We start from the raw sequence: 23,140 nt of genomic DNA on the forward strand, positions 1-23,140 counted from the left end.
ATGTCCGTTGCCAAAACTGCCTCTGTTAGCGAAACCAAGGGTTTCGACCTTAAACGCAGCCTGCTGGAGACCATTGTCGCTGGCCTGCTGGCACTTATCGTGTTTGGCCCGGTCGTTGGTGTGGTGCTCGACGGCTACACCTTCAATGCCGAGCCGCGCCGCGTGGCCTGGCTGGTCGGCGGTGTGATGGTGGGGCGCTTCCTGCTCAGCCTGTTCCTGCAGACTGCCCCCGGGCAGCGCATGCTCCTGGGCTTCGACAGCGGTGGCTCGGGCGTGCATGTGACCGCACCGGACTACAAGTCGCGCCTGCGTTACATCATCCCCGCGCTGATCGTGATTGCCATCGTTTTCCCGATCTTCGCCAACAAGTACCTGCTAACCGTGGTCATCCTCGGCCTGATCTACGTATTGCTGGGCCTTGGACTGAACATCGTGGTCGGCCTGGCCGGCCTGCTCGACCTGGGTTACGTGGCGTTCTATGCCATCGGTGCCTACGGCCTGGCGCTGGGTTACCAGTACCTGGGGCTGGGCTTCTGGAGCGTGCTGCCGCTGGCGGCCATCGCTGCGGCGCTGGCGGGGTGCATCCTCGGCTTCCCGGTGTTGCGCATGCACGGTGACTACCTGGCGATCGTGACGCTGGGCTTTGGCGAGATCATCCGCCTGGTGCTGAACAACTGGCTATCGTTCACCGGTGGCCCCAACGGCATGCCGGCACCTTCACCCACCTTCTTCGGCCTTGAGTTCGGCCGCCGGGCCAAGGATGGCGGGGTGCCTATCCACGAGTTCTTCGGCTTCGAGTACAACGCCAGCCTCAAGTTCGTGTTCATCTACGCGGTGCTGTTCTTGGTCGTGCTGGCAGTGCTGTACATCAAGCATCGCCTGACTCGCATGCCGGTCGGCCGGGCCTGGGAAGCGCTGCGCGAAGACGAGATCGCCTGCCGTTCGATGGGCCTGAACCACGTGCTGGTCAAGCTGTCGGCCTTTACCCTGGGCGCCTCGACTGCCGGTCTGGCGGGGGTGTTCTTCGCCACCTACCAGGGCTTCGTCAACCCGTCGTCATTCACATTCTTCGAGTCGGCGCTGATCCTCGCCATCGTCGTGCTGGGTGGCATGGGCTCTACCGTGGGTGTGGTCATCGCGGCGTTCGTGCTGACCGTGGCGCCGGAACTGCTGCGCAGCTTCTCCGAGTACCGGGTGCTGCTGTTCGGCGTGCTGATGGTGCTGATGATGATCTGGCGACCGCGTGGGCTGATCCGTATCAGCCGTACCGGTGTGACCCCACGTAAAGGAGTGGCGCCATGAGCGACGATATCATTCTCTCGGTCGACAACCTGATGATGCAGTTCGGTGGCATCAAGGCGCTCAGCGACGTCAGCCTGAAGGTCCGGCGCAACCAGATCTTTGCCCTGATCGGCCCCAACGGCGCCGGCAAGACCACGGTGTTCAACTGCCTGACCGGCTTTTACAAGGCCAGTGGCGGACGTATCGAACTGAACGTGCGCGGCAGCCACACCAACGTCATCCAACTGCTCGGCGAACGCTTCCAGGCGGCCGACTTCGTGTCGCCTGCGCGCTTTGCCAACCGTATGTACTACAAGATGTTCGGCGGTACCCACCTGGTCAATCGCGCCGGCCTGGCGCGCACCTTCCAGAACATTCGCCTGTTCAAGGAAATGTCGGTGGTGGAGAACCTGCTGGTGGCCCAGCACATGTGGGTCAACCGCAACTTGCTGGCCGGGGTGCTCAACACCAAGGCCTACCGCAAGGCCGAAAGCGATGCACTGGACCACGCCTTCTACTGGCTGGAAGTGGTGGACCTGGTTGATTGCGCCAACCGCCTGGCCGGCGAGCTGTCGTACGGCCAGCAGCGGCGTCTGGAAATCGCCCGGGCCATGTGCACGCGGCCGAAGATCATCTGCCTGGACGAACCGGCGGCGGGCCTTAACCCGCAGGAAACCGAGGCACTCAGCCGCATGATCCGTGTGCTGCGTGACGAGCACGACATCACTGTGGTGCTGATCGAGCACGACATGGGCATGGTCATGAGCATCTCCGACCATATCGTGGTGCTGGACCACGGCAACGTGATTGCCGAAGGTGCGCCGCAGGACATCCGCCACAACCCGACGGTGATTGCCGCCTACCTGGGTGCAGACGAAGAGGAACTGGTATGAGTGCACCCATTCTCGAGCTGAAAGACCTGGACGTGTTCTATGGGCCGATCCAGGCACTGAAGAAAGTCTCGATGCACATCAACGAGGGCGAGACGGTAAGCCTGATCGGCGCCAACGGTGCCGGCAAGTCGACCCTGCTGATGTCGATTTTCGGCCAGCCGCGGGCGGCATCCGGGCATATCGTGTACCGCGGCACCGACATTACCCGCAAATCCTCGCACTACATCGCCTCCAACGGCATTGCCCAGTCGCCGGAGGGGCGCCGGGTGTTTCCCGACATGACCGTCGAGGAAAACCTGATGATGGGTACCATCCCCATCGGCGACAAGCATGCCGACGAAGACATGCAGCGTATGTACGAGCTGTTCCCGCGGTTGAAGGAGCGGCGTAACCAGCGGGCCATGACCATGTCCGGTGGCGAGCAGCAAATGCTGGCGATTGCCCGGGCGCTGATGAGCCGGCCGAAGTTGCTGTTGCTGGACGAGCCCTCGCTGGGGCTGGCGCCGATCGTGGTCAAGCAGATCTTCTCGACTTTGCGAGAGCTGGCCAAGACCGGGATGACCATCTTCCTAGTGGAGCAGAACGCCAACCATGCGCTGAAACTGTCGGACCGGGCCTATGTGATGGTCAACGGGCAGATTCGCATGACCGGGACCGGGCAGGAACTGTTGGTCAATGAGGAAGTGCGTAACGCTTATCTGGGCGGGCACTGAGTTGTATGCAGGGGCTGCGATGCAGCCCCCTTCTCAATGTGGAAAACTTGTCGTTCCCTTCTCCCTAAACACACCCATATTCCTTCGCAAGCCATTGTTTCCACAGGCCAACTCTTTTCCACGGATAGTGTGGAGCCGCCTGTGGAAAACATGGTGGCATATCGCTCAAGGCCTTGAGTATCAAGCCCTGTAGCGATTTGATCATTTTTTGTTCATATCCCCGTTGTGGATGATTTTCCCAAGCTTTCAAAATCTCTGCGTGCGCTTCAAGTGCAGTGCCAATCCTGTGGATAACTCTGTGTAAAAACCTTGGACAGACCGCTGCAGGCGGCATGTTTGAAAGCCTTGCGCCATCATCGCCAAGATATCCACCGACCACAACCTGCTGAAAGGGTTCCGTGCAGTGGACAAGTTGCCCCCAATCCGTGGGGAAAGCCTTGTGGATAACATGCGTATACCTGGCGGCGAGCCCTCTGCCGCAAGGGTTTGCAGAATATGAACAAAAAATGAACAGCCCCTGAACGGCTTGCTGCCAAGGCTAGGCGCGGGCATGCTGCAAAGCTGCCATGACAACCTACCGTGAGGAACACAGCATGACGTCCACCGTATTCATCACTGGCGCGACTTCCGGTTTCGGCGAGGCCACCGCCCGCCGCTTCGCAGAAGCCGGCTGGAAGCTGGTACTCACTGGGCGCCGCAAAGAGCGCCTGGATGCCCTGTGCGCTGAACTGTCGGCCAAGACCGAAGTGCATGGCCTGGTGCTGGACGTGCGTGACCGCAAGGCCATGGAGCAGGCTATTGCCAATCTGCCGGCCGGCTTTGAAAAGATTCGCGGTCTGGTCAACAACGCCGGCTTGGCACTGGGTGTGGATGCTGCGCAGAACTGCAGCCTGGACGACTGGGAAACCATGGTCGACACCAACATCAAGGGCCTGATGTACACCACTCGCCTGCTGCTGCCACGGCTCATCGCCCATGGCCGCGGCGCGTCGATCCTGAACGTCGGGTCGGTGGCGGGCAACTATCCGTACCCGGGCAGCAACGTGTATGGCGGCACCAAGGCCTTCGTCGGCCAGTTCTCGCTGAGCCTGCGTTGCGACCTGCGCGGTACCGGCGTGCGTGTGAGCAACATCGAGCCGGGCCTGTGCGAGAGCGAGTTCTCGCTGGTGCGCTTCGGGGGTGACCAGGCCAAGTACGATGCTACCTACGCGGGTGCGGAGCCGATTCAGCCACAGGATATTGCCGAGACCATCTTCTGGATCCTCAACCAGCCGGCGCACATCAATATCAACAGCCTTGAACTGATGCCGGTGAGCCAGGACTGGGCAGGGTTCTCGATCGACCGATCAAAAGGCTAAGCACGAGGCGCGAACCGGAAAGATCCGGTTCGCGGAGCAACGCATCGCTCAGTTGATATAGTAAAAGCCGGTTCTTTCTTTAGGGATGATGCCTAACGCTTGAAGGACATCGTTGATGGCGTCATGCCGGCCCATGTCCTCGGCCGTTGCTTTGCAATTGATGACACGGCGCAGGCTTAGCAGGTAGCTGAGTTTGCCATGGGAGTGCTCGTCATAGCGGTGGCCGTGATCGATTATCTTCTGTGCCGCTCGGTTGATCTGCTCTTCGACAAATGCCTTGAAGGCTTCTGCTTCCATGTTGGTTACTCCTGAACGTTCGAGAAAGGAGCACCAACATAGGCGTGGGGAGATGCTTCCGGCAGAGGGAAACGCTCACCCCTGACAGGTTCGTTGTATGGACAGTCAGAAGTTCGCCTGATTCAGCCCTTCCAGGCAGGTAGCCAAGTGATAAGGCGTGGTCGATGGCATGTCATCCCTGCTCACCGCGCCGTCACCCCCTCGGCACTCATACCAGCCGGCGTCACGCAGGAACCGCGCTGAAAGGGCGCCTAACTGCCCCGCGAGCTTTGCTTCACTGCCTTCACGCAATGTAAGCGCCCGCAGGTACTCGGCCTGCGCCCAGATACGCTGGGAGGCATCAAGCACCCGGCCATCCACATTCAGCATGGCCAGTACGGCCGCATCCTTCACCCCGAATTGCTCGGCAAAGCCGAAGGCCCGGTCTATCGACGCATGCAGCGGCGTGTCACGCAGCAGCGGGGAGGTATGCAGCAGATAGAACCACTCGAACTGGTGCCCAGGCTCGAACCAGTTATCCACAGCCCCGCGTGGCTTTTCCAGCATCAGGCCATGGGCCGGTTCAATGAAATGCGCCTCGAGCGCCTGACACAATTGCAGCAGCGACTGGCGGACATGTTCGTCGTCACGCACAGCCAGTACCTGCAGGAACGCTTCGGCCAGGTGCATCTGCGGATTCTGCAGCGGGCCACTGCCGAGGTTGGCCCAGTCTTCGCCCAGGCAGGCTTCGTACAGGCCATCGTCACGGGCGAACTGCTGGTCGATGATGTCCAGCGCGGCATTCAACGTGGACTCCACCAGGTTTTCGCGCACTTTGCCCCAGTAGTGCGCGCAGGCGAACACGATGAAGGCGTGGGTATACAGGTCCTTGCGCCGGTCCAGCGGCTTGCCGTGGGCGTCGATGCTGTAGAACCAGCCCCCGTGCTCGGCATCGTGGAAGTGCTTTTGCAGCGAGCGAAACAGGGCTGCGGCGCGTTCGGCGGCGCCCGGTTGGCCGATACGGCTGCTGAACACGTACAGCTGGCGTGCACAGGCCATGGCCCGGTAGCGCTGCACCGGCAACGGTTGGTGCTGGGCGTCCAGCGCTTCGTAGGGCAGGGCCATGTCGGCGTTCCAGCCCGGGCCTTGCCACAGCGGCACGATGCGTTCGGCGAAGTGCTGGTTGAAGCGGGCCAGTTCGGGCAGGGTGGGGCGGGGGTCGGACATTTGGGCGCTCGTCGCTGTCGGGCAGGGCGCCATGGTAGCAGAAGTGGGGTTTTCAGTAGCCTGGGTTGCCGAGCCCCTGCCAATGCCGCGCCCCGACAAAGATGAAGCGCAATTGCTGGGTGATCTTTTCCTGCGGCGTCAGGGCCTGTGGATAACCCGCTTCCGGGTTGTCGATAAGCTCGGGCAGGGTGGCGAACACGGTCTTCACCACCAGGTCGGCCATCACCGCAAGCGCGGCGCTGTCCAGGTGTTGCCAGCGCTTCATGCGCGCAAGGTCGGTGGCAAGGTCGTCGCTGATATCCTGGCGCAGGCGGGCAATGGCCTGGCGCACGGCCTGTGCACCGCCGTACTGCTCGCGGGCCAGGAACAGGAACTGCGCGCGGTGGGCGGCTACCACGTCGAGGAAGATGCGCACCGAGGCGTCGGTGATGCCGCCCAGTTCGAATTCGTTCTGGCGCACCAGGCGGATGGTCTGGCGGAAGGTGGTGTCGATTTCGGCGACAAGTGCCAGGCCCAGGGCGTCCATGTCGGAGAAATGCCGATAGAAGCCGGTCGGCACGATGCCAGCGGTTTTCGCCACTTCGCGCAGGCTGATACTGCCGAAACCACGGCCACTCTCCATGAGCAGGCAGGCGGCATCGAGCAGGGCCTGACGGGTCTGTAGCTTCTGTTCGGCGCGCGGCAGCATGGTGCGGGCTTCTGTAACGGTCAGGCTGGGCACTCTAGATAAAAAAACAAAGCCCGGTCAATGGACCGGGCCTGGAGGGGAGCAAGCGTTGTGACAGAAGTTGTTCTTTTCGGCCATGGCGATCAGCTCACACGGCTGAGTTCAACCAGGCGATCCGAGCCACCTTCAGCGACACGGCCAGCTTGTTCGATCAGACGATCGGAGCCGCCTTCGGCAACACGGCCAGCTTGTTCGATCAGACGATCGGAGCCGCCTTCGGCAACACGGCCAGAACGTTCGATCAGGCGATCGGAGCCACCTTCGGCAACACGGCCAGAACGTTCGATCAGGCGATCGGAGCCACCTTCAGCAACGCGGCCAGAACGTTCGATCAGGCGATCGGAGCCACCTTCGGCAACACGGCCAGAACGTTCGATCAGTCGATCGGAGCCGCCTTCAGCTACGGTGTTCAGCGGCTGGGCGATTTCGGCTGCGCTGGAGCGCGCTTCGGACGTCAGGTGTTGCTCGGACGCCGGCAGGGCGAAAGCGTTGGCGGCCAGAAGGGACAGGGCCAGGGTCAGCAGATGGCGTTTCATGATTTCGGTGCTCCTCTCGGGGGCTGTAAAGTGGGTACGAAGCCAATGCTACGCCGCGTAACGCCAGAGAGAAGTTCATACGGGTAATGGTAACAATCGACCATATTGATAGAGGGTTGCAGTGCCTCTATTCCGGACCTTGCAGCCATTCAGGCAACCACCGGCCCCTGTTGGCGGTGGGTAACATGTGCAGTCTGGCGCGACACATTCCTGAGCAAAGGGCCAGGAAAAACTTCGCTATCATGGCGCCATTGATAAAACCTCACGGGTTTTCATCAGTCGGAGTTATTGAGGCCATCGCAGCGCCTGTTTTCTGTCATGCCGCAAGGAGAATTACGCAATGACGCGTCCCGCCAGAATCCTCGTCTGGACCCTCGCCAGCCTGCTTACCGTGCTGGCGATCCTGGTGGTAGTAATTGCCACCTTCGACTGGAACCGCGTCAAGCCACTGCTCAACGAGAAGGTCTCCGAAGCCTTGCATCGGCCCTTCGCGATCAACGGCAACCTCGCCGTGCACTGGCGTACCGAGCCCGAAGAGGGCGGTTGGCGTGCCTGGGTGCCTTGGCCGCACTTCATTGCCGAAGACCTGACGCTGGGCAACCCCGAGTGGCTCAAGGAGCCGAAGATGGTCGGCCTTGAGCGCGTGGAGTTTCGCCTGGCGCCGCTGCCGCTGGTGTTCCAGCAGATCAGCATACCCCGCATCAACCTCACCAAGCCCACTGCCAGCCTCACTCGCCTGGCCGATGGCCGCGCCAACTGGGTCTTCGACTTCGGCCCCAAGGATGAAAACGCCGAACCTTCCAAATGGCAGCTGGACATCGGCGCCATCGGCTTTGACCAAGGCAACGTCAGCTTCGACGACCAGACCCTGAAAACCAGCATGAAGGTGCAGATCGACCCGCTTGGCAAACCAATCCCGTTCAGTGAAATTGTCGGCAAGGCCAGCGCCGAGAAGGCCGGCGGTGCGCAGGACTATGCCTTCGGCCTCAAGGCCCAGGGCCGCTACAAAGGCCAGCCAGTGTCCGGCACCGGCAAGATCGGTGGCCTGCTGGCCCTGCAGGACGCCAGCCAGCCGTTCCCGCTGCAGGCCGACGTGCGCATCGCCGACACCCATGTGGTGCTCGCCGGCACCCTCACCGACCCGCGCAACCTTGGTGCCCTCGACCTGCGCCTGCGTTTGTCGGGTGCCAGCCTGGGCAACCTCTACCCATTGACCGGCGTCACCTTGCCTGACACCCCGGCCTATTCCACCGACGGCCACCTACGCGCCAACCTGCAGGCGGCGCAAGGGGCGTCGTTCAATTACCAGGGCTTCAACGGCAAGATCGGCGACAGCGATATCCATGGGGACCTGGCCTTCGTTGCCAGCCAGCCACGGCCAAGACTGTCCGGCAACCTGGTATCGAACCAGTTGCTGTTCAAGGACCTGGCGCCGCTGATCGGTGCCGACTCCAATGCCGAACAGAAGGCCCGCGGCGGTGCCAGCAAGCAGCCTGCAGGCAAGGTGCTGCCAGTGGAGGCGTTTCGCACCGAGCGTTGGCGGGCAATGGACGCTGATGTCACCTTTGCTGGCAAGCGCATCGTGCACAGCGCGCAACTGCCGTTCACTGACCTGTCGGCCCATGTGGTGCTCGAAGACGGCCTGTTGCGCCTGGAGCCCCTGCGCTTTGGCGTGGCCGGCGGCAGCCTGGCCTCCAACATCCGCCTGGACGGGCGAAGCGTGCCCTTGCAGGGGCGCGCGAAGTTGACTGCGCGGGGCTTCAAGCTCAAGCAACTGTTCCCCACCTTTGCGCCAATGCAGACCAGCTTTGGTGAGCTCAATGGCGACGCCGACATCAGCGGCCGTGGCAACTCGGTAGCCGCCTTGCTGGGTACCGCCAATGGCGACCTGCGCATGCTGATCAACGATGGCGCCATCAGCCGTAGCCTGATGGAAATCGCCGGGTTGAACGTGGGCAACTATGTGGTCGGCAAGCTGTTTGGTGATGAGGACGTGAAGATCAACTGTGCGGCAGCCGATGTAGCCATCAAGGATGGCCTGGCGACTACGCGGCTGTTCATCTTCGATACAGAGAACGCGATCATCTACATCGACGGCACGGCGAATTTCGCTTCCGAGCAACTGGATTTGAACATCACCCCGGAATCGAAAGGGCTGCGGTTGTTCTCGCTGCGTTCCCCCCTGTATGTGCGCGGACCGTTCGCCAAGCCGAACGCCGGTGTGCAGGCAGTGCCGCTGGCGTTGCGTGGCGCAGGGATGGTTGCGCTTGGGGTGGTGGCAGGGCCGGCGGCGGGGTTGCTGGCGCTGATTGCGCCCAGCAGCGGGGATGACCCGAACCAGTGCACACCGTTGTTGCAGCAGATGAAGGCAGGCAAGGCGCCGGCGGCGGTGAAAGCGCGGAAATAGCAAGGGGCCGCTAAAGCGGCCCCTTGAGGGTGTCAGAAATCAAAGGCCTTGCAACAGGTCAGACATATCGTCCGCGTGCTCCTCTTCCTGCGCCAGGATGTCTTCGAAGATACGACGGGTAGTCGGGTCTTTATCCCCGATGTACTGAATGATCTCGCGGTAGCTGTCGATGGCAATGCGCTCTGCCACCAGGTCTTCCAGCACCATCTCTTTCAGCGAATTGCCGGCCACGTACTGGGCATGCGAGTTCTTGGTCAGGTTGTCGGGGTTGAAGTCCGGCTCCCCGCCCAATTGCACGATGCGTTCGGCCAGCTTGTCGGCATGTTCGGCTTCCTGGTTGGCATGTTCCAGAAACTCCTCGGCAGCCACACTGGCCTTGATGCCGCTGGCCATGAAGTAGTGGCGCTTGTAGCGCAGCACACAGACCAGCTCGGTGGCCAGCGATTCATTAAGCAGGCGCAGGATCTGTTCACGGTCGGCGTGGTAACCCTCGGTCACTGCGCCTTGCTCCACATGCTGGCGTGCACGCTCGCGCAGGGTTTTCACATCGGTCAGTTCAACATTGCTCATGGTTATCTCCAGCAGGGGTCAGGGTCGGGTCGGAACACAGGCTTACGCGCCATGCAGGGCGTCGCTGTCCTCCTGGCGTTGCTTGCAGGTCTTGAAGCCTTTGGCATCCACATGGCCGGTGGCATCGAAGCGCACGTAATAGGGCTGCTGCTTGCCGTCGTGGTTGAGGATGTAGTCGTTGCAGGTGCCCCCGTGTGGCAGGTCGATCACGCTCGACGGGCTGCCGCCAATGGCGATGACCTTCTGCATGGTCATACCGTTCTCCACCTGCTTGACCAGCGGCTCATCGCGGTAGGTGACGTAATCCACCGGGTTTTCCGGGCGGCTGCCGCAGGCGGCCAGGGTGGCGCTTGCCAGAAGGATTGCCAGGGTCTGCTTGTACATGGTCCCGCTCCTTGCAAAGGGTCTGTGTGGTTTTGAACCACAGCGCGCGCCAGGAGTTCGATTGCGATGGTCATCATGGCCGCTGTAGTGTTGGCCCGTTGTCCACGCAAAGGAGCTGCGGTAATGCAGCAGGATTTGGCCACGCGATACCCGCTGGTGCTGGTGCCAGGCATGCTCGGGTTTGTCCGGATGGTGCTCTACCCCTACTGGTTCGGCATTGTGCCGGCCTTGCGCAAGGGCGGTGCGCAGGTGTTTCCGGTGCAGGTTTCGCCGCTGCATTCCAGCGAGGTACGCGGCGAGCAGTTGCTGGCGATCATCGACGATATCTGCCTACGTACCGGCGTCGAAAAGGTCAACCTCATCGGCCACAGCCAGGGCGCCCTGAGCGCGCGTTACGCAGCGGCCAAACGGCCGGGGCGGGTGGCGTCGGTCACCTCGGTGGCGGGGCCCAATCATGGCTCCGAGCTGGCCGACCACCTGGAACGCACGGCACCGGGCGATTCACCCCAGGGGCGCATCCTCAAGGCCGTGCTGCATGGGTTTGCCGTGCTGCTGGTGTGGCTGGAAACCGGCTGGCGTCGCGACCCGCTGCCGGTAGATGTGCACGCCTCGCACCAGTCGCTGACCAGCGCCGGGGTGGCACTGTTCAACCAGGCTTATCCACAGGGCCTGCCGCAAACCTGGGGTGGGGAAGGGGCCTATGAGGTCAATGGCGTCCGCTATTACTCCTGGTCTGGCACCTTGCAGCCCGGCCTGACAGACCAGGGGCGCAACCGCTTTGACGGCAGCAGCCGCTTCTGCCGCCTGTTCGCACGCAGTTTCATCAAGGAAAAGGGCCATTGCGACGGCATGGTCGGGCGTTTCAGTTCGCACCTGGGGCAGGTGATCGGCGACGATTACCCGCTCGATCACCTGGACATCGTCAACCAGTCGCTCGGTGCCGTGGGCAAAGGCGCGGAGCCTGTGCGGCTATTCACCGAACATGCTGCCCGGCTCAAGGCGGCGGGGCTTTAGCTCAAGTGCCTTGGCGGCGGATCGGCGTGGTCCAGCGTTCGGCCAGCACTACGCCGGCCAGGGTCAGCAAGCCGCCGACGAGGTGGTAACTGGCCAGTTGTTCGTCGAGCACCACGGCGGCGATCAGCGCAGTGACAAGCGGCAGCAAGTTGAAGAACAGTGTGGTGCGGCTGGGCCCCAGGCGGTGTACGGCCTGCATCCACACCAACGGCGCGATCATCGAAGCCAGTACGCAGGCATACAGGACCAGGCCGATGTTGTGGCTGTTCAGGCCGGTCTTGTCTGACAGCAGGAACAGCGGTAGCAACACGACGATGGCCACCAACACCTGCAGGTACAGCAGCTGCATCGGCGGCAGGCGCAGCTGCCATTTCTTCAGCAGGAAGCTGTAGAGCGCGTAGGCCAAGGTTGCCACCAGCATCAACAGATCGCCGCTGTTCAGCCCTTGCTGCAGCAGGCTGGCGGGATGGCCGGCACTGACCACTTCAAGCACGCCGAAGAATGACACCACCGCGCCCAGCAGGGCACCGTAGCTCAGGCGCTGGCCCAGCCAGGCGATGGACAGCGCCAGTGACATCAGCGGCATCAGCGAGAGGATGATGCCCATGTTGGTGGCACTGGTGATGCCGGCGGCGAAGTAGGCCAGGCTCTGGTACATCGCCATGCCCAGCACGCCGAGCACGAACACCTTGGCCAGGTGCGGGCGGATGGCTGCGCGGTTGCGCCACACGGCAGGCAGCAGGAACGGCGTGAACAGCAAGGCGGCCAGCAACCAGCGGTAGAAGCCGATCTCTGCAGGGTGGATGGCACCGGCGGACATCTTGGTGACCACGGTGTTGCCGGCCCAGATGAGGATGGCGGTGAGGGGGAACAGGTAGTTCATGCAGCAGGGTACTCGCTGGGGGCTGGAATGGGGCTGCTTTGCAGCCCTTCGCGGGTGAACCCGCTCCTACGGGGGATACACAGGCCTGGAGGCTGGCGCAGATCCTGTGGGAGCGGGGAGCCCGCGAAGGCCTGCAAGGCAGGTCCTCGATAGGCCTGTATTATCGAATGTCTGTCTACAAGCCTATACTTCTATCCAGACAACCGACCCTGCAAAGCAGACAGCATGCCGCGTAAATACCTCGATATCCCCCAGTTCACCCAACTGCCGGCCCCGGTGTACTTCCGCCACGACGAGTTCGTTGCCGACACCCACAGCGCCGTGCATCAACACGCCTGGGGCCAGCTGAACTACACCGCCCACGGCGTGATGCAACTGGATGTGGCCGGCCAGCGCTTCCTGTCGCCGCCGCACTACGCCGTTTGGGTGCCGCCCGACACCGAGCACGGCTGCTACAACCCCCAGGCCATCGTCTACCGTTCTATCTATCTCGACCGCAGCCTGTGCGCAGCGCTGCCACCGCACCCGTGCAGCCTGATGATCAGTGACATCCTCAAGGCCATCCTCGGTGACTTCGCCCGGCGCAATCTGAAGGTGGCCGAGGACGAGCGTGACCAGCGCCTGGTACAGGTACTGCTTGACCAGTTGCTGCTGGCGCCCACCTTGGCCTGCTACCTGCCGTTTGCCCACAGCGATGGCTTGCGCCAGGTGCTCGACGCGCTCAGCGCCGAGCCGGGGGACAACCGCCCGCTGGCCGACTGGGCCGCACGCGTACACGTCAGCGAACGCACCCTGGCCCGCCAGTTTCTGCGCGAGCTGGGCATCAGCTTTGGCGAATGGCGCCTGCGCCTGCGTTTTCTGCGTGCCATAGAAGCGCTGGAAGCCGGCCTGCCCATTCAGGCCATCGCCTTCGACCTTGGCTACAGCAGCGCCTCGGCGTTCATCGCCATGTTCCAGCGCCAGGCCCGGTGTACGCCGGAGCAGTACCGCCGGCAGGCGCGGGCGGGGCGTTGAATATTCTTGGCTACACTCAGCTCGACCCCCGTGCATCGGGCGCGGAGCCAAGGAGACCACTCCATGAAAGTGCTGCAAATCCCGTTACTGGCGCTGGCGGTGTTGTTCAGTGCCCAAGGTTTCGCTGCCAATACCGCGCAGCAGGAAAAGATGAAAACCTGCAACGCCGACGCCACCGCCAAGGCCCTCAAGGGCGATGAACGCAAAGCGTTCATGAGCACCTGCCTGAAAAAGGATGTGCCCCAAACCCAGCAAGAGAAAATGAAGACCTGCAATGCTGACGCCACCACCAAAGCCCTGAAGGGGGACGAGCGCAAGGCCTTCATGAGCGATTGCCTGAAGAAGAAATGACCTGCGCCTATGCCTGCGCCGCCAAGGCTGGCAGACTGCGGCATTCCCGCTGTCTGCCGTCGAGGCTGTATGACCTTTACCCCCCGTCAGATCACCCTGGCCAGCCTGATCATCGTCATGGCTGGGCTGCTGCTGGCTTTGCCCCTGAAGTTGCTGCCCAGCCTGCTGGCCGGTCTGCTGGTGTTCGAACTGGTCAACATGCTGACCCCGCGCCTGCAACCGCTGCTTGCTGGCCAACGCGCGCGCTGGCTGGCCGTGGCGTTGCTCGGCACGCTGGTGGTCAGCACCCTGACACTGCTGATTGCCGGTGCCTTCAGCTTCCTGCTGCACGAGGCGGAAAACCCCGGCGCCTCGCTGGACAAGTTCATGGCCTTGGTCGAGCGAGCCCGCAGCCAGTTGCCCCCTTTCATCGAGGGCTACCTGCCTGCCAGTGCCGCAGAGTTCAAGGTGGCCATCGGCGACTGGATCAAGAGCCACCTGAGCGATTTGCAGCTGGTGGGCAAGGGCATGGCGCACATGTTCGTGACGATGCTCATCGGCATGATCCTCGGCGCCATCATCGCTTTGCAGCGCATTCCCGATATTTCCCGGCGCAAGCCCCTGGCGGCGGCGCTGTTCGAACGTCTTAGCCTGCTGGTGAAGGCGTTTCGCAACATCGTGTTCGCGCAAATCAAGATCTCGCTGCTCAACACGATCTTCACCGGCATTTTCCTGGCCGTGGTGATGCCACTGTTCGACGTACACCTGCCGCTGACCAAGACGCTGATCGTGCTGACCTTCCTGCTGGGCTTGCTGCCGGTGATCGGCAACCTGATGTCCAACACCTTGATCACCATCGTCGGCCTGTCGCTGTCGATCTGGGTGGCGGCAGCGGCGCTGGGTTACCTGGTCGTCATCCACAAGATCGAGTACTTCCTCAACGCGCGGATCGTGGGTGGGCAGATCAGTGCCAAGGCGTGGGAATTGCTGCTGGCGATGCTGGTATTCGAGGCGGCGTTCGGGCTGCCTGGTGTCGTGGCGGGGCCCATCTACTATGCCTATCTGAAGAGTGAGCTGAAGCGGGCGGAGCTGGTCTGATCATGTAGTGGCCTGTACCGGCCCTTTCGCGGGTAAACCCGCTCCTACAGGGGCCTGTGGCCAATCACCGATGTGTGTCCACCCCCGATCGGGCGTAGGAGCGGGTTTACCCGCGAATACGGTAGCGGCGGCAACGGTGAACGGCGGGTGGTAATTGGCCAGCAGGCCCGGCCTCTTCGCGGGTGAACCCGCTCCTACACGGCGGCCTGCGGCCAATCACCGATGTGTGTCCACCCCCGATCGGGCGTAGGAGCGGGTTTACCCGCGAATACGGTAGCGGCGGCAACGGTGAACGGCGGGTGGAGATTGGCCAGCAGGCCCGGCCTCTTCGCGGGTGAACCCGCTCCTACACGCGGCCTGCGGCCAATCACCGATGTGTGTCCACCCCCGATCGGGCGTAGGAGCGGGCTTACCCGCGAATACGGTAGCGGCGGCATCGGTGAACGGCGGGTGGAGATTGGCCAGCAGGCCCGGCCTCTTCGCGGGTAAACCCGCTCCTACACGGCGGCCTCCGGCCAACCCCCGATGTGTGCCCACCCCCGATCGGGCGTAGGAGCGGGTTTACCCGCGAATACGGTAGCGGCGGCAACGGTGAACGACTGGTGGAGATTGGCCAGCAGCCCCAGCCCGTTCGCGGCTACAGGCTAATCGACAAATCAGGCCGCGCCGTAACGCTTGCGCGCCTCGATGGCCAGCCCGCTACCAATGCTGCCAAAGATATTGCCTTCCACATGCCGTGCATTCGGCAGCATCGCCGAAACACTGTTGCGCAGCGCCGGAATGCCGCTGGAGCCACCGGTGAAGAACACCGTATCGACCTGGCCTTCGCTTATCCCAGCCTTGGCCAGCAGTTCGGTCACGCTACCGCGCACGCGCTCCAGCAGGCCTTCGATCGCCTCTTCGAACAGCGTGCGGGTCAGTTCCGCACTCAGATCGGGCTCGACGCGGCGCAGGTCGATGTGGCGGCTGTCATGCTCGGTCAGCTCGATCTTGCTGGCTTCCACTTCCATCGCCAGCCAGTGCCCGGCGCGCTGTTCGATCAATTTGAACAGGCGATCGATGCCGAAGCTGTCCTCGATGTCATAGCGCATGCTGCCCAGCGCCAACTGTGACTTCTGCGAATACAAGGCGTTGATGGTGTGCCAGGTGGCCAGGTTGAGGTGGTAGCTGGTCGGCATCAGCGCACCGCTCTTCATGCGGCTGCCATAGCCAAACAACGGCATCACGCCCTGAAGGCTCAGTTGCTTGTCGAAGTCGGTACCGCCAATGTGCACACCGCCGGTGGCGAGGATGTCGCTTTGGCGCTCGGCGACCAGATGGCGCTCGGGCGACAGGCGGATCAGGGTGAAGTCCGAGGTACCACCGCCGATGTCGACGATCAGCACCAGCTCTTCGCGGCTGATGCTCGACTCATAGTCGAAGGCCGCGGCAATCGGTTCGTACTGGAACGACACGTCCTTGAAGCCGATTTTGCGCGCCACTTCGGCCAAGGTGTCCTCGGCCTCCTGGTCGGCAGCCGGGTCTTCGTCGACGAAGAACACCGGGCGGCCCAGCACCACCTGGTCGAATTCTCGGCCAGCGGCCGCCTCAGCGCGCTTCTTGAGCTCGCCGATGAACATGCCCAGCAGGTCCTTGAACGGCAGGGCGCTGCCCAGCACGCTGGTGTCGTGCTTGATCAGCTTCGAGCCCAGCAGGCTTTTCAGCGAGCGCATCAGGCGGCCTTCGTAGCCTTCCAGGTACTCGTGCAGCGCCAGGCGGCCATACACCGGGCGCCGCTCTTCGATATTGAAGAACACCACCGAGGGCAAGGTGATCTTGCCGTCTTCCAGGGCAATCAGCGACTCGACGCCAGGCCGATGCCAACCGACTGTGGAGTTGGAGGTGCCAAAGTCGATGCCCAGGGCGCGGGCCGGGGATACGTCAGACATGGGAAATGGGCTTCCGGAGGCAAAACGGCCGCGCAGTGTATGCCAGTTGGCTACAGAATCAAGACCAGTCGTCTGCCTTGAGGCAAACCCAAGTCGGTCTTGAAAGGCTATGCTTGACCCCTATCTTCAGTTGCAACATGCACATTCACATTGGTGATCCATAAATGGACTTCAAAGACTATTACAAGATACTCGGCGTAGAGCCCACTGCGGACGACAAGGCGATCAAGGCCGCGTACCGCAAACTGGCGCGCAAGTATCACCCGGATGTCAGCAAGGAGCGCGACGCCGAGGAAAAATTCAAGGAGGCCAACGAGGCCTATGAGGTGCTGGGCGACGCGCAGAAACGTGCCGAGTTCGATGAAATCCGCAAGTACGGCGGCCAGCATGGCCGGCCGTTCCAGGCACCACCGGGTTGGGAAAACCGCGGTGGCGGCGGCTTCGAAGGCGGCGACTTCTCCGACTTCTTCAGCTCGATCTTCGGTGGGCGCAGTGCTGGTGGCAACCCCTTCGGTGGCGCCCGGCAGCAGCAACGCAGTGCTGGCAGGCGGGGGCAGGACGTGGAGCTTGAACTGGCAGTGTTCCTTGAAGAGACCCTGAGCAAGGAGTCCAAGCAGATCAGCTTCCAGGTGCCGCAAACCAATGCCATGGGCCAGCGCACCGGCTTCACCACCAAGACCTTGAACGTGAGGATTCCGGCTGGGGTGACCGACGGCGAGCGCATCCGCCTCAAGGGCCAGGGCGCGCCCGGCAGCGGTGGCGGGGCCAACGGTGACCTGTTCCTGACCATCCGCATGGCACCGCACCCGCTGTTCGATGTCGAAGGTCATGACCTGATCATCACTGTGCCGTTGGCACCGTGGGAGGCGGCCTTGGGCGCCAAGGTGGCGGTTCCGACCCTGGATGGCAAGATCAACCTGACCATCCGTCCTGACAGCCAGAGCGGCCAGCGCCTGCGTGTACCGGGCAAGGGCCTGGCGAACAAGCAGGGAGAGCGCGGCAACCTTTATGCGCAGCTCAAGGTGGTCATGCCACCCGCGTCGGACGAATCTGCCCGCGAACTCTGGACCAAGCTTTCCGAGAAAGCTGCGTTCAACCCGAGGACACAATGGAGTAAGTGATCATGAGCAGCACCCTGATCGTTCAACTGGACATGCGTACCCTGTGTCAGGAAGCCGATGTCACGGCTGAATGCGTGATCGAAATCGTCGAGCACGGCATTGTCGAACCTTCTGGGCGAACGCCGGAGGACTGGCTGTTTGACGATCAGGCGCCGTTGGTGACCAAACGAGCGGTAAAGCTGCACCAGGAGCTGGAACTGGAGTGGGAAGGGGTGGCGCTGGCGCTGGAGCTGTTGCAGGAAGTGCAGCAGTTGCGCAGTGAGAACAGCATGCTGAAGCAGCGGCTGGGCCGGTTTATCCAGATGTAGGTGGCCTTGCCGGCATCTGTGGAAGCGGCCTTGTGTCGCGATGGGCTGCTTTGCAGCCCCAGATCTTTGCTCCACCGCAAAATTGCCGGGGCTGCTTTGCAGCCCTTTCGCGATGCTCACACAATGGACCGCATTTCAGGTCGGTTCGGCGCCCGGGTTCAGCACCAGTTGCATGAAGGTCAGATCAAGCCAGCGGCCAAACTTTACCCCCACCTGCGGCATCTGGCCGGTCACCACGAAGCCCAGCCGCTCATGCAGGCGCACCGAAGCTGCATTGCCACGCTCGATCGCTGCCACCATCACATGCTTGCCACATCCGCGCGCGCGTTCGACCAGTGCCGCCATCAACACCGGCCCGAGCCCTTTGCCACGCTGGTCGTTGCGCACGTACACCGAGTGCTCAACGGTCAGGCGAAAGCCCTCGAAAGGCCGCCAGTCGCCAAACGAGGCATACCCCAGCACGCCGGTTTCATCGACCGCCACCAGAATCGGGTAGCCCTGCTGCGCACGCGCTTCAAACCAGGCCTGGCGGTTGTCGAGGTCCACCGGGGTTTCGTTCCAGATCGCCGTGGTGTTGAGCACCGCGTCGTTGTAGATGTCGAGTATGCCTGGCACATCGGTGGGCCGGGCATCGCGGATTTCGTAGCTCATGACAGCGTCTCGCAAGGTCGTTGCTCGCAGATTAAATGGTTACCAGCCCGCGTACACCTTCGGCTTGCATGTTTTCGCCGCGACCGCGCTGGATGATTTCGCCACGGGCCATGACCAGGTACTGGTCAGCCAGCGCTTCGGCAAAGTCGTAGAACTGCTCCACCAGCAAAATCGCCATGTCGCCACGCTCGGCCAGGCGGCGGATGACCGCGCCGATTTCCTTGATCACCGAGGGCTGGATGCCCTCGGTCGGCTCGTCGAGAATCAGCAGGCGCGGGCGGCTGGCGAGGGCGCGGCCGATGGCCAGCTGTTGCTGCTGGCCGCCAGACAGGTCGCCACCGCGGCGCTGTTTCATCTGCTCCAGCACAGGGAACAGTTCGTAGATGAAGGCCGGGACCTCGCGGGCTTCACGGGCGGGGAAGCGCGACAGGCCCATCAGCAGGTTTTCCTCGACGGTCAGGCGCGGGAAGATCTCGCGGCCCTGGGGCACGTAGGCGATGCCGGCCTGCACCCGTTGCTGTGGTTTGAACGCGGTGATCGGCTTGCCTTCCCATTCGATGCTGCCGTCGCGGGCGGGCACCAGGCCCATCAGGCAGCGCAGCAAGGTGGTCTTGCCCACGCCGTTGCGGCCCAGCAGGCAGGTCACTTCGCCGACCTTGGCTTCGAAGGACAGGCCGCGCAGGATGTGGCTGCCGCCGTAGTACTGGTGCAGGGTGTCGATCTTGAGCATGTGAGAGTTCCTGAAAGGGATGCTGTGCCTGTGCCGGCCTCTTCGCGGGCAAGCCCGCTCCTACGACGGGAACCGCCCCATGGCATTACGCCCACTGTAGGAGCGGGTTTACCCGCGAAGAGGCCGGCACAGGCGCCAAAAATTCAAATCCGGTCAGCGGCCCAGGTACACCTCGACCACCCGCTCATCTGCCTGCACCTGCTCCAGCGAGCCTTCCGCCAGCACGCTCCCCTGGTGCAGCACGGTCACATGGTCGGCAATGCTGCCGACGAAGCCCATGTCATGTTCCACCACCATCAGCGAATGCTTGCCGGCCAGGCCCTTGAACAGCTCGGCGGTAAACTCGGTCTCGGCATCGGTCATGCCGGCCACCGGTTCATCCAGCAGCAGCAGCTGCGGCTCCTGCACCAGCAGCATGCCGATCTCCAGAAACTGCTTCTGCCCATGGGACAGCAAGCCGGCCTGGCGCTGGGCCAGCGGCAGCAGGCGCAAGGTGGTCAGCACGTCCTCGATGCGCTGGCGCTGGTCACCGCTCAGGCGCGCGGCCAGGCTGGCCCACACCGACTTGTCGGTCTTCAGCGCCAGCTCCAGGTTCTCGAACACGGTCAGCGCTTCGAACACTGTGGGCTTCTGGAACTTGCGGCCAATGCCGGCCTGGGCGATCTGGTATTCGCTCATGCGGGTCAGGTCGAGGGTATCGCCGAAGTAAGCCGTGCCGCTGTCGGGGCGGGTCTTGCCGGTGATTACGTCCATCATCGTGGTCTTGCCGGCGCCGTTGGGGCCGATGATGCAGCGCAGCTCGCCCACCCCGATGTACAGGTTCAGCGTGTTGAGCGCCTTGAAACCATCGAAGCTGACGCTGATGTCTTCAAGGCTCAGCACCGTACCGTGGCGGGTATCCAGGCCGGCCTTGCGGCTTTGGCCCAGGCCGATGGCATCGCGCCCGGCACCGAGGTTGTCGAATACCGGTTCCAGCATGAATTCCGGGTGGACTGGGGGCACGCCTCTCATGGCTGGCTCCTTTTCTTCAACAGGCCGACCACGCCCTTGGGCAGGTACAGGGTAACGAGGATGAACAACGCGCCGAGGAAGAACAGCCAGAACTCGGGGAAGGCCACGGTGAACCAGCTTTTCATGCCGTTGACCAGGCCGGCACCGAGCAGCGGGCCGATCAGCGTGCCGCGCCCGCCCAAGGCTACCCAGACGGCGGCTTCGATCGAGTTGGTCGGCGACATCTCGCTGGGGTTGATGATGCCCACCTGCGGCACGTACAGCGCACCGGCCAGGCCGCACAGCACGGCGCTCAGTACCCACACCAGCAGCTTGAAGCCGCGCGGGTCGTAGCCACAGAACATCATGCGGTTTTCAGCGTCACGCACGGCGGTGAGCAGGCGGCCGAACTTGCTGCGGGTCAGGCGCCAGCACAGGTACAGGCTGGCCAGCAGCAGGCCCACGGTCAGCAGGAACAACACCGCGCGGGTGCCCTGGGCTGCAATGTCGAAGCCGAGGATGGTGCGGAAGCTGGTGAAGCCGTTGTTGCCGCCGAAGCCGGTTTCGTTGCGGAAGAACAGCAGCATGCCGGCAAAGGTCAGGGCCTGGGTCATGATCGAGAAGTACACGCCCTTGATCCGCGAGCGGAAAGCGAACCAGCCGAACACCAGCGCCAGCAGCCCGGGCGCCAGCACCACCAGGCACAGGGCCCAGGCGAAATGCTGGGTACCGGCCCAGTACCAGGGCAGCTCGGTCCACGACAGGAAGGTCATGAACCCGGGCAGGCCGTCGCCGGCGGCCTGCCGCATCAGGTACATGCCCATGGCATAGCCGCCCAGGGCGAAGAACAGGCCATGGCCCAGGGACAACAGCCCGGCATAGCCCCAGACCAGGTCCAGGGCCAGGGCGACGATGGCGTAACAGAGAATCTTGCCGACCAGGGTCAGGGTGTAGGCCGACACGTGCAGGGCATGATCTGCCGGCAGCAGTGAGCACAGTGGCAAAGCCACCAGCAGCAGGACGACGACGGCACCGATGGCAAGGGTCAGGCGTGGGCCGGCCTTTTGCGTAGCAGTGACAAGCAGTGGCTGGTTCATCAGTCGATTACCCGTCCCTTGAGGGCGAACAGGCCTTGCGGGCGTTTCTGGATGAACAGAATGATCAACGCAAGGATGAGGATCTTGCCGAGTACGGCACCGATCTGCGGCTCCAGCAGCTTGTTGGCGATGCCCAGGCCGAACGCGGCCCAGAGGCTACCGGCCAGCTGCCCGACGCCGCCGAGTACCACCACCAGGAACGAATCGATGATGTAGCTTTGGCCCAGGTCCGGGCCGACATTGCCCACCTGGCTTAAAGCCACGCCACCGAGCCCGGCGATGCCCGAGCCAAGGCCAAAGGCGAGCATGTCGACGCGCCCGGTGGACACGCCGCAGCAGGCGGCCATGTTGCGGTTCTGGGTGACTGCGCGCACGTTCAGACCCAACCGGGTACGGTTGAGCAGCAGCCAGGTGAGCAGCACCACGGCCAGGGCGAAGCCGATGATGACCAGGCGGTTGTATGGCAGCACCAGGTTGGGCAGCAGCTGGATGCCGCCGGACAGCCAGGCCGGGTTGCTCACCTCGACGTTCTGCGCGCCGAACAGCAGGCGGATGGCCTGGATCAGGATCAGGCTGATGCCCCAGGTGGCCAGCAGGGTTTCCAGTGGGCGGCCGTACAGGTGGCGGATCACCGTGCGCTCCAGCGCCATGCCTACCCCGGCACTGACGGCGAAGGCCACCGGCAGGGCAATCAGCGGGTAGAACTCGATGGCGCCTGGGGCGAAGCGCTGCAGCAGTACCTGGACCATGTAGGTGCTGTAGGCGCCGAGCATCAACATCTCGCCATGGGCCATGTTGATCACCCCGAGCAGGCCGAAGGTGATCGCAAGGCCCAGCGCTGCCAGCAGCAGGACCGAACCCAGCGACAGGCCGCTGAAGGCCTGGCCGAGCAGTTCGCCTACCAGCAGTTTGCGTTTGACCTGGGCCAGGCTCGTTTCGGCGGCTGTGCGCACGCCCGGGTCTAGTTCTGCATCGGGCTGCAGCAGGGCTTCGAGGCGGGTGCGGGCCAGCGGGTCGCCGGTTTCACCCAGCAGGCGCACGGCGGCCAGGCGTACCGCAGGCTCGCTGGCGCCCAGCTGCAGGTTGGCCAGGGCCAGACCGAGGGCGGCCTGTACGGCGGCGTCCGGCTCGGCGGCGAAGCGCCGGTCGAGGAAGGCCATTTGCGCGGGTTGTGCGCTTTTCTGTAGTTGCTGGGCTGCGGCCAGGCGGGTTTCGCTGTTGTCGCTGAGCAACTGGTGGCTGGCCAGGGCGTTGTCGATCAGGCCGCGCAGGCGGTTGTTCAGGCGCACCTTGCGCGTGTCATCGGTGGCGATGCGGCCTTGGCGCAGGTTTTCCAGCAGTGGCAGGCGCGCGGCATCGGGTTGTGCTGCCCAGCCTTCGAGCAGGCCGGCCTGCTCGGCGGGCTTGGCGGTGAGAAAGAATTCGCCCTCGCTGGCGTGGGTTGCCAGGGGGATTAGCAGCAGGAGGGTGAGCAGGAGTCTGAGCATGCGGGCAATCCTGGAAATCGGTGTTGGATTCTTCGCGGGTAAACCCGCTCCTACACAGAGACGGTGCAAGGTTTGAAACCTGTGCGGTCCTTGTAGGAGCGGGTTCACCCGCGAATG

General features: G+C 63.0%; 24 protein-coding genes. 11 read left to right on the forward strand and 13 right to left on the reverse strand.

Annotation, left to right across the window (positions count from 1 at the left end; genetic code table 11):
- The 4 genes from livM (at window position 1) to C4Q27_RS14640 (ending at window position 4,245) form a co-directional block, all read left to right on the forward strand.
- Window positions 1-1,302, forward strand: a complete 1,302-nt coding sequence (livM, locus tag C4Q27_RS14625) for a high-affinity branched-chain amino acid ABC transporter permease LivM (protein ID WP_104886990.1) — start codon at window positions 1-3, stop codon at window positions 1,300-1,302.
- A complete protein-coding gene (locus tag C4Q27_RS14630; RefSeq protein ID WP_010955466.1) occupies window positions 1,299-2,174 on the forward strand; it encodes an ATP-binding cassette domain-containing protein in 876 nt (291 codons plus the stop codon). Before livM ends, C4Q27_RS14630 begins: the two co-directional genes overlap by 4 nt.
- Window positions 2,171-2,887: an ABC transporter ATP-binding protein gene (locus tag C4Q27_RS14635; RefSeq protein ID WP_004576969.1), complete on the forward strand. Its 717-nt coding sequence runs from the start codon at window positions 2,171-2,173 to the stop codon at window positions 2,885-2,887. Before C4Q27_RS14630 ends, C4Q27_RS14635 begins: the two co-directional genes overlap by 4 nt.
- 593 nt (window positions 2,888-3,480) lie before the next feature.
- The gene (locus C4Q27_RS14640; RefSeq protein WP_003249597.1) at window positions 3,481-4,245 is read left to right on the forward strand and encodes an SDR family oxidoreductase; all 765 of its coding nucleotides are present in this window, start codon (window positions 3,481-3,483) and stop codon (window positions 4,243-4,245) included.
- A gap of 48 nt (window positions 4,246-4,293) precedes the next feature.
- Here the strand turns inward: C4Q27_RS14640 and C4Q27_RS14645 are convergent, their stop codons facing one another.
- From C4Q27_RS14645 to C4Q27_RS14660, 4 genes are all read right to left on the reverse strand, one after another.
- Window positions 4,294-4,542: a hypothetical protein gene (locus C4Q27_RS14645; RefSeq protein WP_064492504.1), complete on the reverse strand. Its 249-nt coding sequence runs from the start codon at window positions 4,540-4,542 to the stop codon at window positions 4,294-4,296.
- Window positions 4,543-4,647: 105 nt separating this feature from the next.
- Complete coding sequence (locus C4Q27_RS14650) at window positions 4,648-5,748, reverse strand: AGE family epimerase/isomerase (RefSeq protein ID WP_104886991.1); 1,101 nt, start codon at window positions 5,746-5,748, stop codon at window positions 4,648-4,650.
- A gap of 52 nt (window positions 5,749-5,800) precedes the next feature.
- Window positions 5,801-6,436 (reverse strand): TetR family transcriptional regulator, encoded by a 636-nt coding sequence (locus tag C4Q27_RS14655; protein WP_003249603.1) that lies wholly within the window; start codon window positions 6,434-6,436, stop codon window positions 5,801-5,803.
- Between the two features lie 122 nt (window positions 6,437-6,558).
- Window positions 6,559-7,011: a phage infection protein gene (locus C4Q27_RS14660; protein WP_104886992.1), complete on the reverse strand. Its 453-nt coding sequence runs from the start codon at window positions 7,009-7,011 to the stop codon at window positions 6,559-6,561.
- 340 nt (window positions 7,012-7,351) lie between these two features.
- Here C4Q27_RS14660 and C4Q27_RS14670 point away from each other — a divergent pair, with 340 nt between their 5' ends.
- Complete coding sequence (locus tag C4Q27_RS14670) at window positions 7,352-9,418, forward strand: AsmA family protein (RefSeq protein WP_104886993.1); 2,067 nt, start codon at window positions 7,352-7,354, stop codon at window positions 9,416-9,418.
- A gap of 39 nt (window positions 9,419-9,457) precedes the next feature.
- Here the strand turns inward: C4Q27_RS14670 and C4Q27_RS14675 are convergent, their stop codons facing one another.
- Window positions 9,458-9,988 (reverse strand): bacterioferritin, encoded by a 531-nt coding sequence (locus C4Q27_RS14675; RefSeq protein ID WP_020192925.1) that lies wholly within the window; start codon window positions 9,986-9,988, stop codon window positions 9,458-9,460.
- Between the two features lie 42 nt (window positions 9,989-10,030).
- Window positions 10,031-10,372 carry an osmotically-inducible lipoprotein OsmE gene (gene osmE / locus C4Q27_RS14680; protein WP_003249613.1) on the reverse strand — a complete coding sequence of 114 codons (342 nt, stop codon included), beginning with the start codon at window positions 10,370-10,372 and terminating at the stop codon, window positions 10,031-10,033.
- A gap of 123 nt (window positions 10,373-10,495) precedes the next feature.
- Between osmE and C4Q27_RS14685 the strand changes: the two genes are divergently transcribed.
- Window positions 10,496-11,386, forward strand: coding sequence for a triacylglycerol lipase (locus tag C4Q27_RS14685; protein WP_104886994.1), 891 nt, complete (start codon window positions 10,496-10,498; stop codon window positions 11,384-11,386).
- 1 nt (window position 11,387) lies between these two features.
- Here C4Q27_RS14685 and C4Q27_RS14690 read toward each other — a convergent pair whose 3' ends face one another.
- Entirely contained in the window at window positions 11,388-12,269 is an 882-nt protein-coding gene (locus C4Q27_RS14690; RefSeq protein ID WP_010955459.1) for a DMT family transporter, read from the reverse strand.
- 225 nt (window positions 12,270-12,494) lie between these two features.
- Between C4Q27_RS14690 and C4Q27_RS14695 the strand changes: the two genes are divergently transcribed.
- The 3 genes from C4Q27_RS14695 (at window position 12,495) to C4Q27_RS14705 (ending at window position 14,711) form a co-directional block, all read left to right on the forward strand.
- Window positions 12,495-13,283, forward strand: coding sequence for a helix-turn-helix transcriptional regulator (locus tag C4Q27_RS14695; protein ID WP_064492499.1), 789 nt, complete (start codon window positions 12,495-12,497; stop codon window positions 13,281-13,283).
- 63 nt (window positions 13,284-13,346) lie between these two features.
- Entirely contained in the window at window positions 13,347-13,634 is a 288-nt protein-coding gene (locus C4Q27_RS14700) for a PsiF family protein (RefSeq protein ID WP_014592571.1), read from the forward strand.
- A 69-nt stretch (window positions 13,635-13,703) separates the two neighbouring features.
- The gene (locus C4Q27_RS14705) at window positions 13,704-14,711 is read left to right on the forward strand and encodes an AI-2E family transporter (protein WP_014592570.1); all 1,008 of its coding nucleotides are present in this window, start codon (window positions 13,704-13,706) and stop codon (window positions 14,709-14,711) included.
- Between the two features lie 656 nt (window positions 14,712-15,367).
- Here the strand turns inward: C4Q27_RS14705 and C4Q27_RS14720 are convergent.
- Window positions 15,368-16,639 carry an Hsp70 family protein gene (locus C4Q27_RS14720; protein WP_064491165.1) on the reverse strand — a complete coding sequence of 424 codons (1,272 nt, stop codon included), beginning with the start codon at window positions 16,637-16,639 and terminating at the stop codon, window positions 15,368-15,370.
- Between the two features lie 164 nt (window positions 16,640-16,803).
- Between C4Q27_RS14720 and cbpA the strand changes: the two genes are divergently transcribed.
- Both cbpA and C4Q27_RS14730 read left to right on the forward strand, forming a co-directional pair.
- Complete coding sequence (cbpA, locus tag C4Q27_RS14725; RefSeq protein WP_104886996.1) at window positions 16,804-17,760, forward strand: curved DNA-binding protein; 957 nt, start codon at window positions 16,804-16,806, stop codon at window positions 17,758-17,760.
- Between the two features lie 2 nt (window positions 17,761-17,762).
- Window positions 17,763-18,068: a chaperone modulator CbpM gene (locus tag C4Q27_RS14730; protein WP_020191746.1), complete on the forward strand. Its 306-nt coding sequence runs from the start codon at window positions 17,763-17,765 to the stop codon at window positions 18,066-18,068.
- Between the two features lie 135 nt (window positions 18,069-18,203).
- Here the strand turns inward: C4Q27_RS14730 and C4Q27_RS14735 are convergent, their stop codons facing one another.
- The 5 genes from C4Q27_RS14735 to urtB form a co-directional block, all read right to left on the reverse strand.
- A complete protein-coding gene (locus tag C4Q27_RS14735) occupies window positions 18,204-18,719 on the reverse strand; it encodes a GNAT family N-acetyltransferase (protein WP_064491163.1) in 516 nt (171 codons plus the stop codon).
- 31 nt (window positions 18,720-18,750) lie between these two features.
- Window positions 18,751-19,449, reverse strand: a complete 699-nt coding sequence (urtE, locus tag C4Q27_RS14740; RefSeq protein ID WP_003249634.1) for an urea ABC transporter ATP-binding subunit UrtE — start codon at window positions 19,447-19,449, stop codon at window positions 18,751-18,753.
- A gap of 153 nt (window positions 19,450-19,602) precedes the next feature.
- Window positions 19,603-20,460, reverse strand: a complete 858-nt coding sequence (gene urtD / locus C4Q27_RS14745) for an urea ABC transporter ATP-binding protein UrtD (RefSeq protein WP_010955450.1) — start codon at window positions 20,458-20,460, stop codon at window positions 19,603-19,605.
- Window positions 20,457-21,536 (reverse strand): urea ABC transporter permease subunit UrtC, encoded by a 1,080-nt coding sequence (gene urtC, locus C4Q27_RS14750; protein WP_064491162.1) that lies wholly within the window; start codon window positions 21,534-21,536, stop codon window positions 20,457-20,459. The genes urtD and urtC overlap by 4 nt, the downstream gene beginning before the upstream one ends.
- The gene (gene urtB, locus C4Q27_RS14755) at window positions 21,536-23,023 is read right to left on the reverse strand and encodes an urea ABC transporter permease subunit UrtB (protein WP_064491161.1); all 1,488 of its coding nucleotides are present in this window, start codon (window positions 23,021-23,023) and stop codon (window positions 21,536-21,538) included. The genes urtC and urtB overlap by 1 nt, the downstream gene beginning before the upstream one ends.
- Window positions 23,024-23,140: the final 117 nt, after the last annotated feature.

Origin of the sequence: Pseudomonas sp. SWI36 (assembly GCF_002948105.1) — a bacterium.
Classification (GTDB): Bacteria; Pseudomonadota; Gammaproteobacteria; order Pseudomonadales; family Pseudomonadaceae; genus Aquipseudomonas; species Aquipseudomonas alloputida.

What these genes read in the sequence shown, in the direction of transcription:
- C4Q27_RS14640 (WP_003249597.1), top strand. Translation starts at nt 3,481, where the DNA reads ATGACGTCCACCGTATTCATCACTGGCGCGACTTCCGGTTTCGGCGAG.
- cbpA (WP_104886996.1), top strand. Translation starts at nt 16,804, where the DNA reads ATGGACTTCAAAGACTATTACAAGATACTCGGCGTAGAGCCCACTGCG.
- C4Q27_RS14660 (WP_104886992.1), bottom strand. Translation starts at nt 7,011, where the DNA reads ATGAAACGCCATCTGCTGACCCTGGCCCTGTCCCTTCTGGCCGCCAAC.
- C4Q27_RS14685 (WP_104886994.1), top strand. Translation starts at nt 10,496, where the DNA reads ATGCAGCAGGATTTGGCCACGCGATACCCGCTGGTGCTGGTGCCAGGC.
- C4Q27_RS14635 (WP_004576969.1), top strand. Translation starts at nt 2,171, where the DNA reads ATGAGTGCACCCATTCTCGAGCTGAAAGACCTGGACGTGTTCTATGGG.
- urtB (WP_064491161.1), bottom strand. Translation starts at nt 23,023, where the DNA reads ATGCTCAGACTCCTGCTCACCCTCCTGCTGCTAATCCCCCTGGCAACC.
- livM (WP_104886990.1), top strand. Translation starts at nt 1, where the DNA reads ATGTCCGTTGCCAAAACTGCCTCTGTTAGCGAAACCAAGGGTTTCGAC.
- C4Q27_RS14700 (WP_014592571.1), top strand. Translation starts at nt 13,347, where the DNA reads ATGAAAGTGCTGCAAATCCCGTTACTGGCGCTGGCGGTGTTGTTCAGT.
- C4Q27_RS14670 (WP_104886993.1), top strand. Translation starts at nt 7,352, where the DNA reads ATGACGCGTCCCGCCAGAATCCTCGTCTGGACCCTCGCCAGCCTGCTT.
- C4Q27_RS14720 (WP_064491165.1), bottom strand. Translation starts at nt 16,639, where the DNA reads ATGTCTGACGTATCCCCGGCCCGCGCCCTGGGCATCGACTTTGGCACC.
- C4Q27_RS14690 (WP_010955459.1), bottom strand. Translation starts at nt 12,269, where the DNA reads ATGAACTACCTGTTCCCCCTCACCGCCATCCTCATCTGGGCCGGCAAC.
- C4Q27_RS14645 (WP_064492504.1), bottom strand. Translation starts at nt 4,542, where the DNA reads ATGGAAGCAGAAGCCTTCAAGGCATTTGTCGAAGAGCAGATCAACCGA.
- urtC (WP_064491162.1), bottom strand. Translation starts at nt 21,536, where the DNA reads ATGAACCAGCCACTGCTTGTCACTGCTACGCAAAAGGCCGGCCCACGC.
- C4Q27_RS14735 (WP_064491163.1), bottom strand. Translation starts at nt 18,719, where the DNA reads ATGAGCTACGAAATCCGCGATGCCCGGCCCACCGATGTGCCAGGCATA.
- C4Q27_RS14655 (WP_003249603.1), bottom strand. Translation starts at nt 6,436, where the DNA reads ATGCTGCCGCGCGCCGAACAGAAGCTACAGACCCGTCAGGCCCTGCTC.
- urtE (WP_003249634.1), bottom strand. Translation starts at nt 19,449, where the DNA reads ATGCTCAAGATCGACACCCTGCACCAGTACTACGGCGGCAGCCACATC.
- C4Q27_RS14650 (WP_104886991.1), bottom strand. Translation starts at nt 5,748, where the DNA reads ATGTCCGACCCCCGCCCCACCCTGCCCGAACTGGCCCGCTTCAACCAG.
- C4Q27_RS14705 (WP_014592570.1), top strand. Translation starts at nt 13,704, where the DNA reads ATGACCTTTACCCCCCGTCAGATCACCCTGGCCAGCCTGATCATCGTC.
- urtD (WP_010955450.1), bottom strand. Translation starts at nt 20,460, where the DNA reads ATGAGAGGCGTGCCCCCAGTCCACCCGGAATTCATGCTGGAACCGGTA.
- osmE (WP_003249613.1), bottom strand. Translation starts at nt 10,372, where the DNA reads ATGTACAAGCAGACCCTGGCAATCCTTCTGGCAAGCGCCACCCTGGCC.
- C4Q27_RS14695 (WP_064492499.1), top strand. Translation starts at nt 12,495, where the DNA reads ATGCCGCGTAAATACCTCGATATCCCCCAGTTCACCCAACTGCCGGCC.
- C4Q27_RS14630 (WP_010955466.1), top strand. Translation starts at nt 1,299, where the DNA reads ATGAGCGACGATATCATTCTCTCGGTCGACAACCTGATGATGCAGTTC.
- C4Q27_RS14675 (WP_020192925.1), bottom strand. Translation starts at nt 9,988, where the DNA reads ATGAGCAATGTTGAACTGACCGATGTGAAAACCCTGCGCGAGCGTGCA.
- C4Q27_RS14730 (WP_020191746.1), top strand. Translation starts at nt 17,763, where the DNA reads ATGAGCAGCACCCTGATCGTTCAACTGGACATGCGTACCCTGTGTCAG.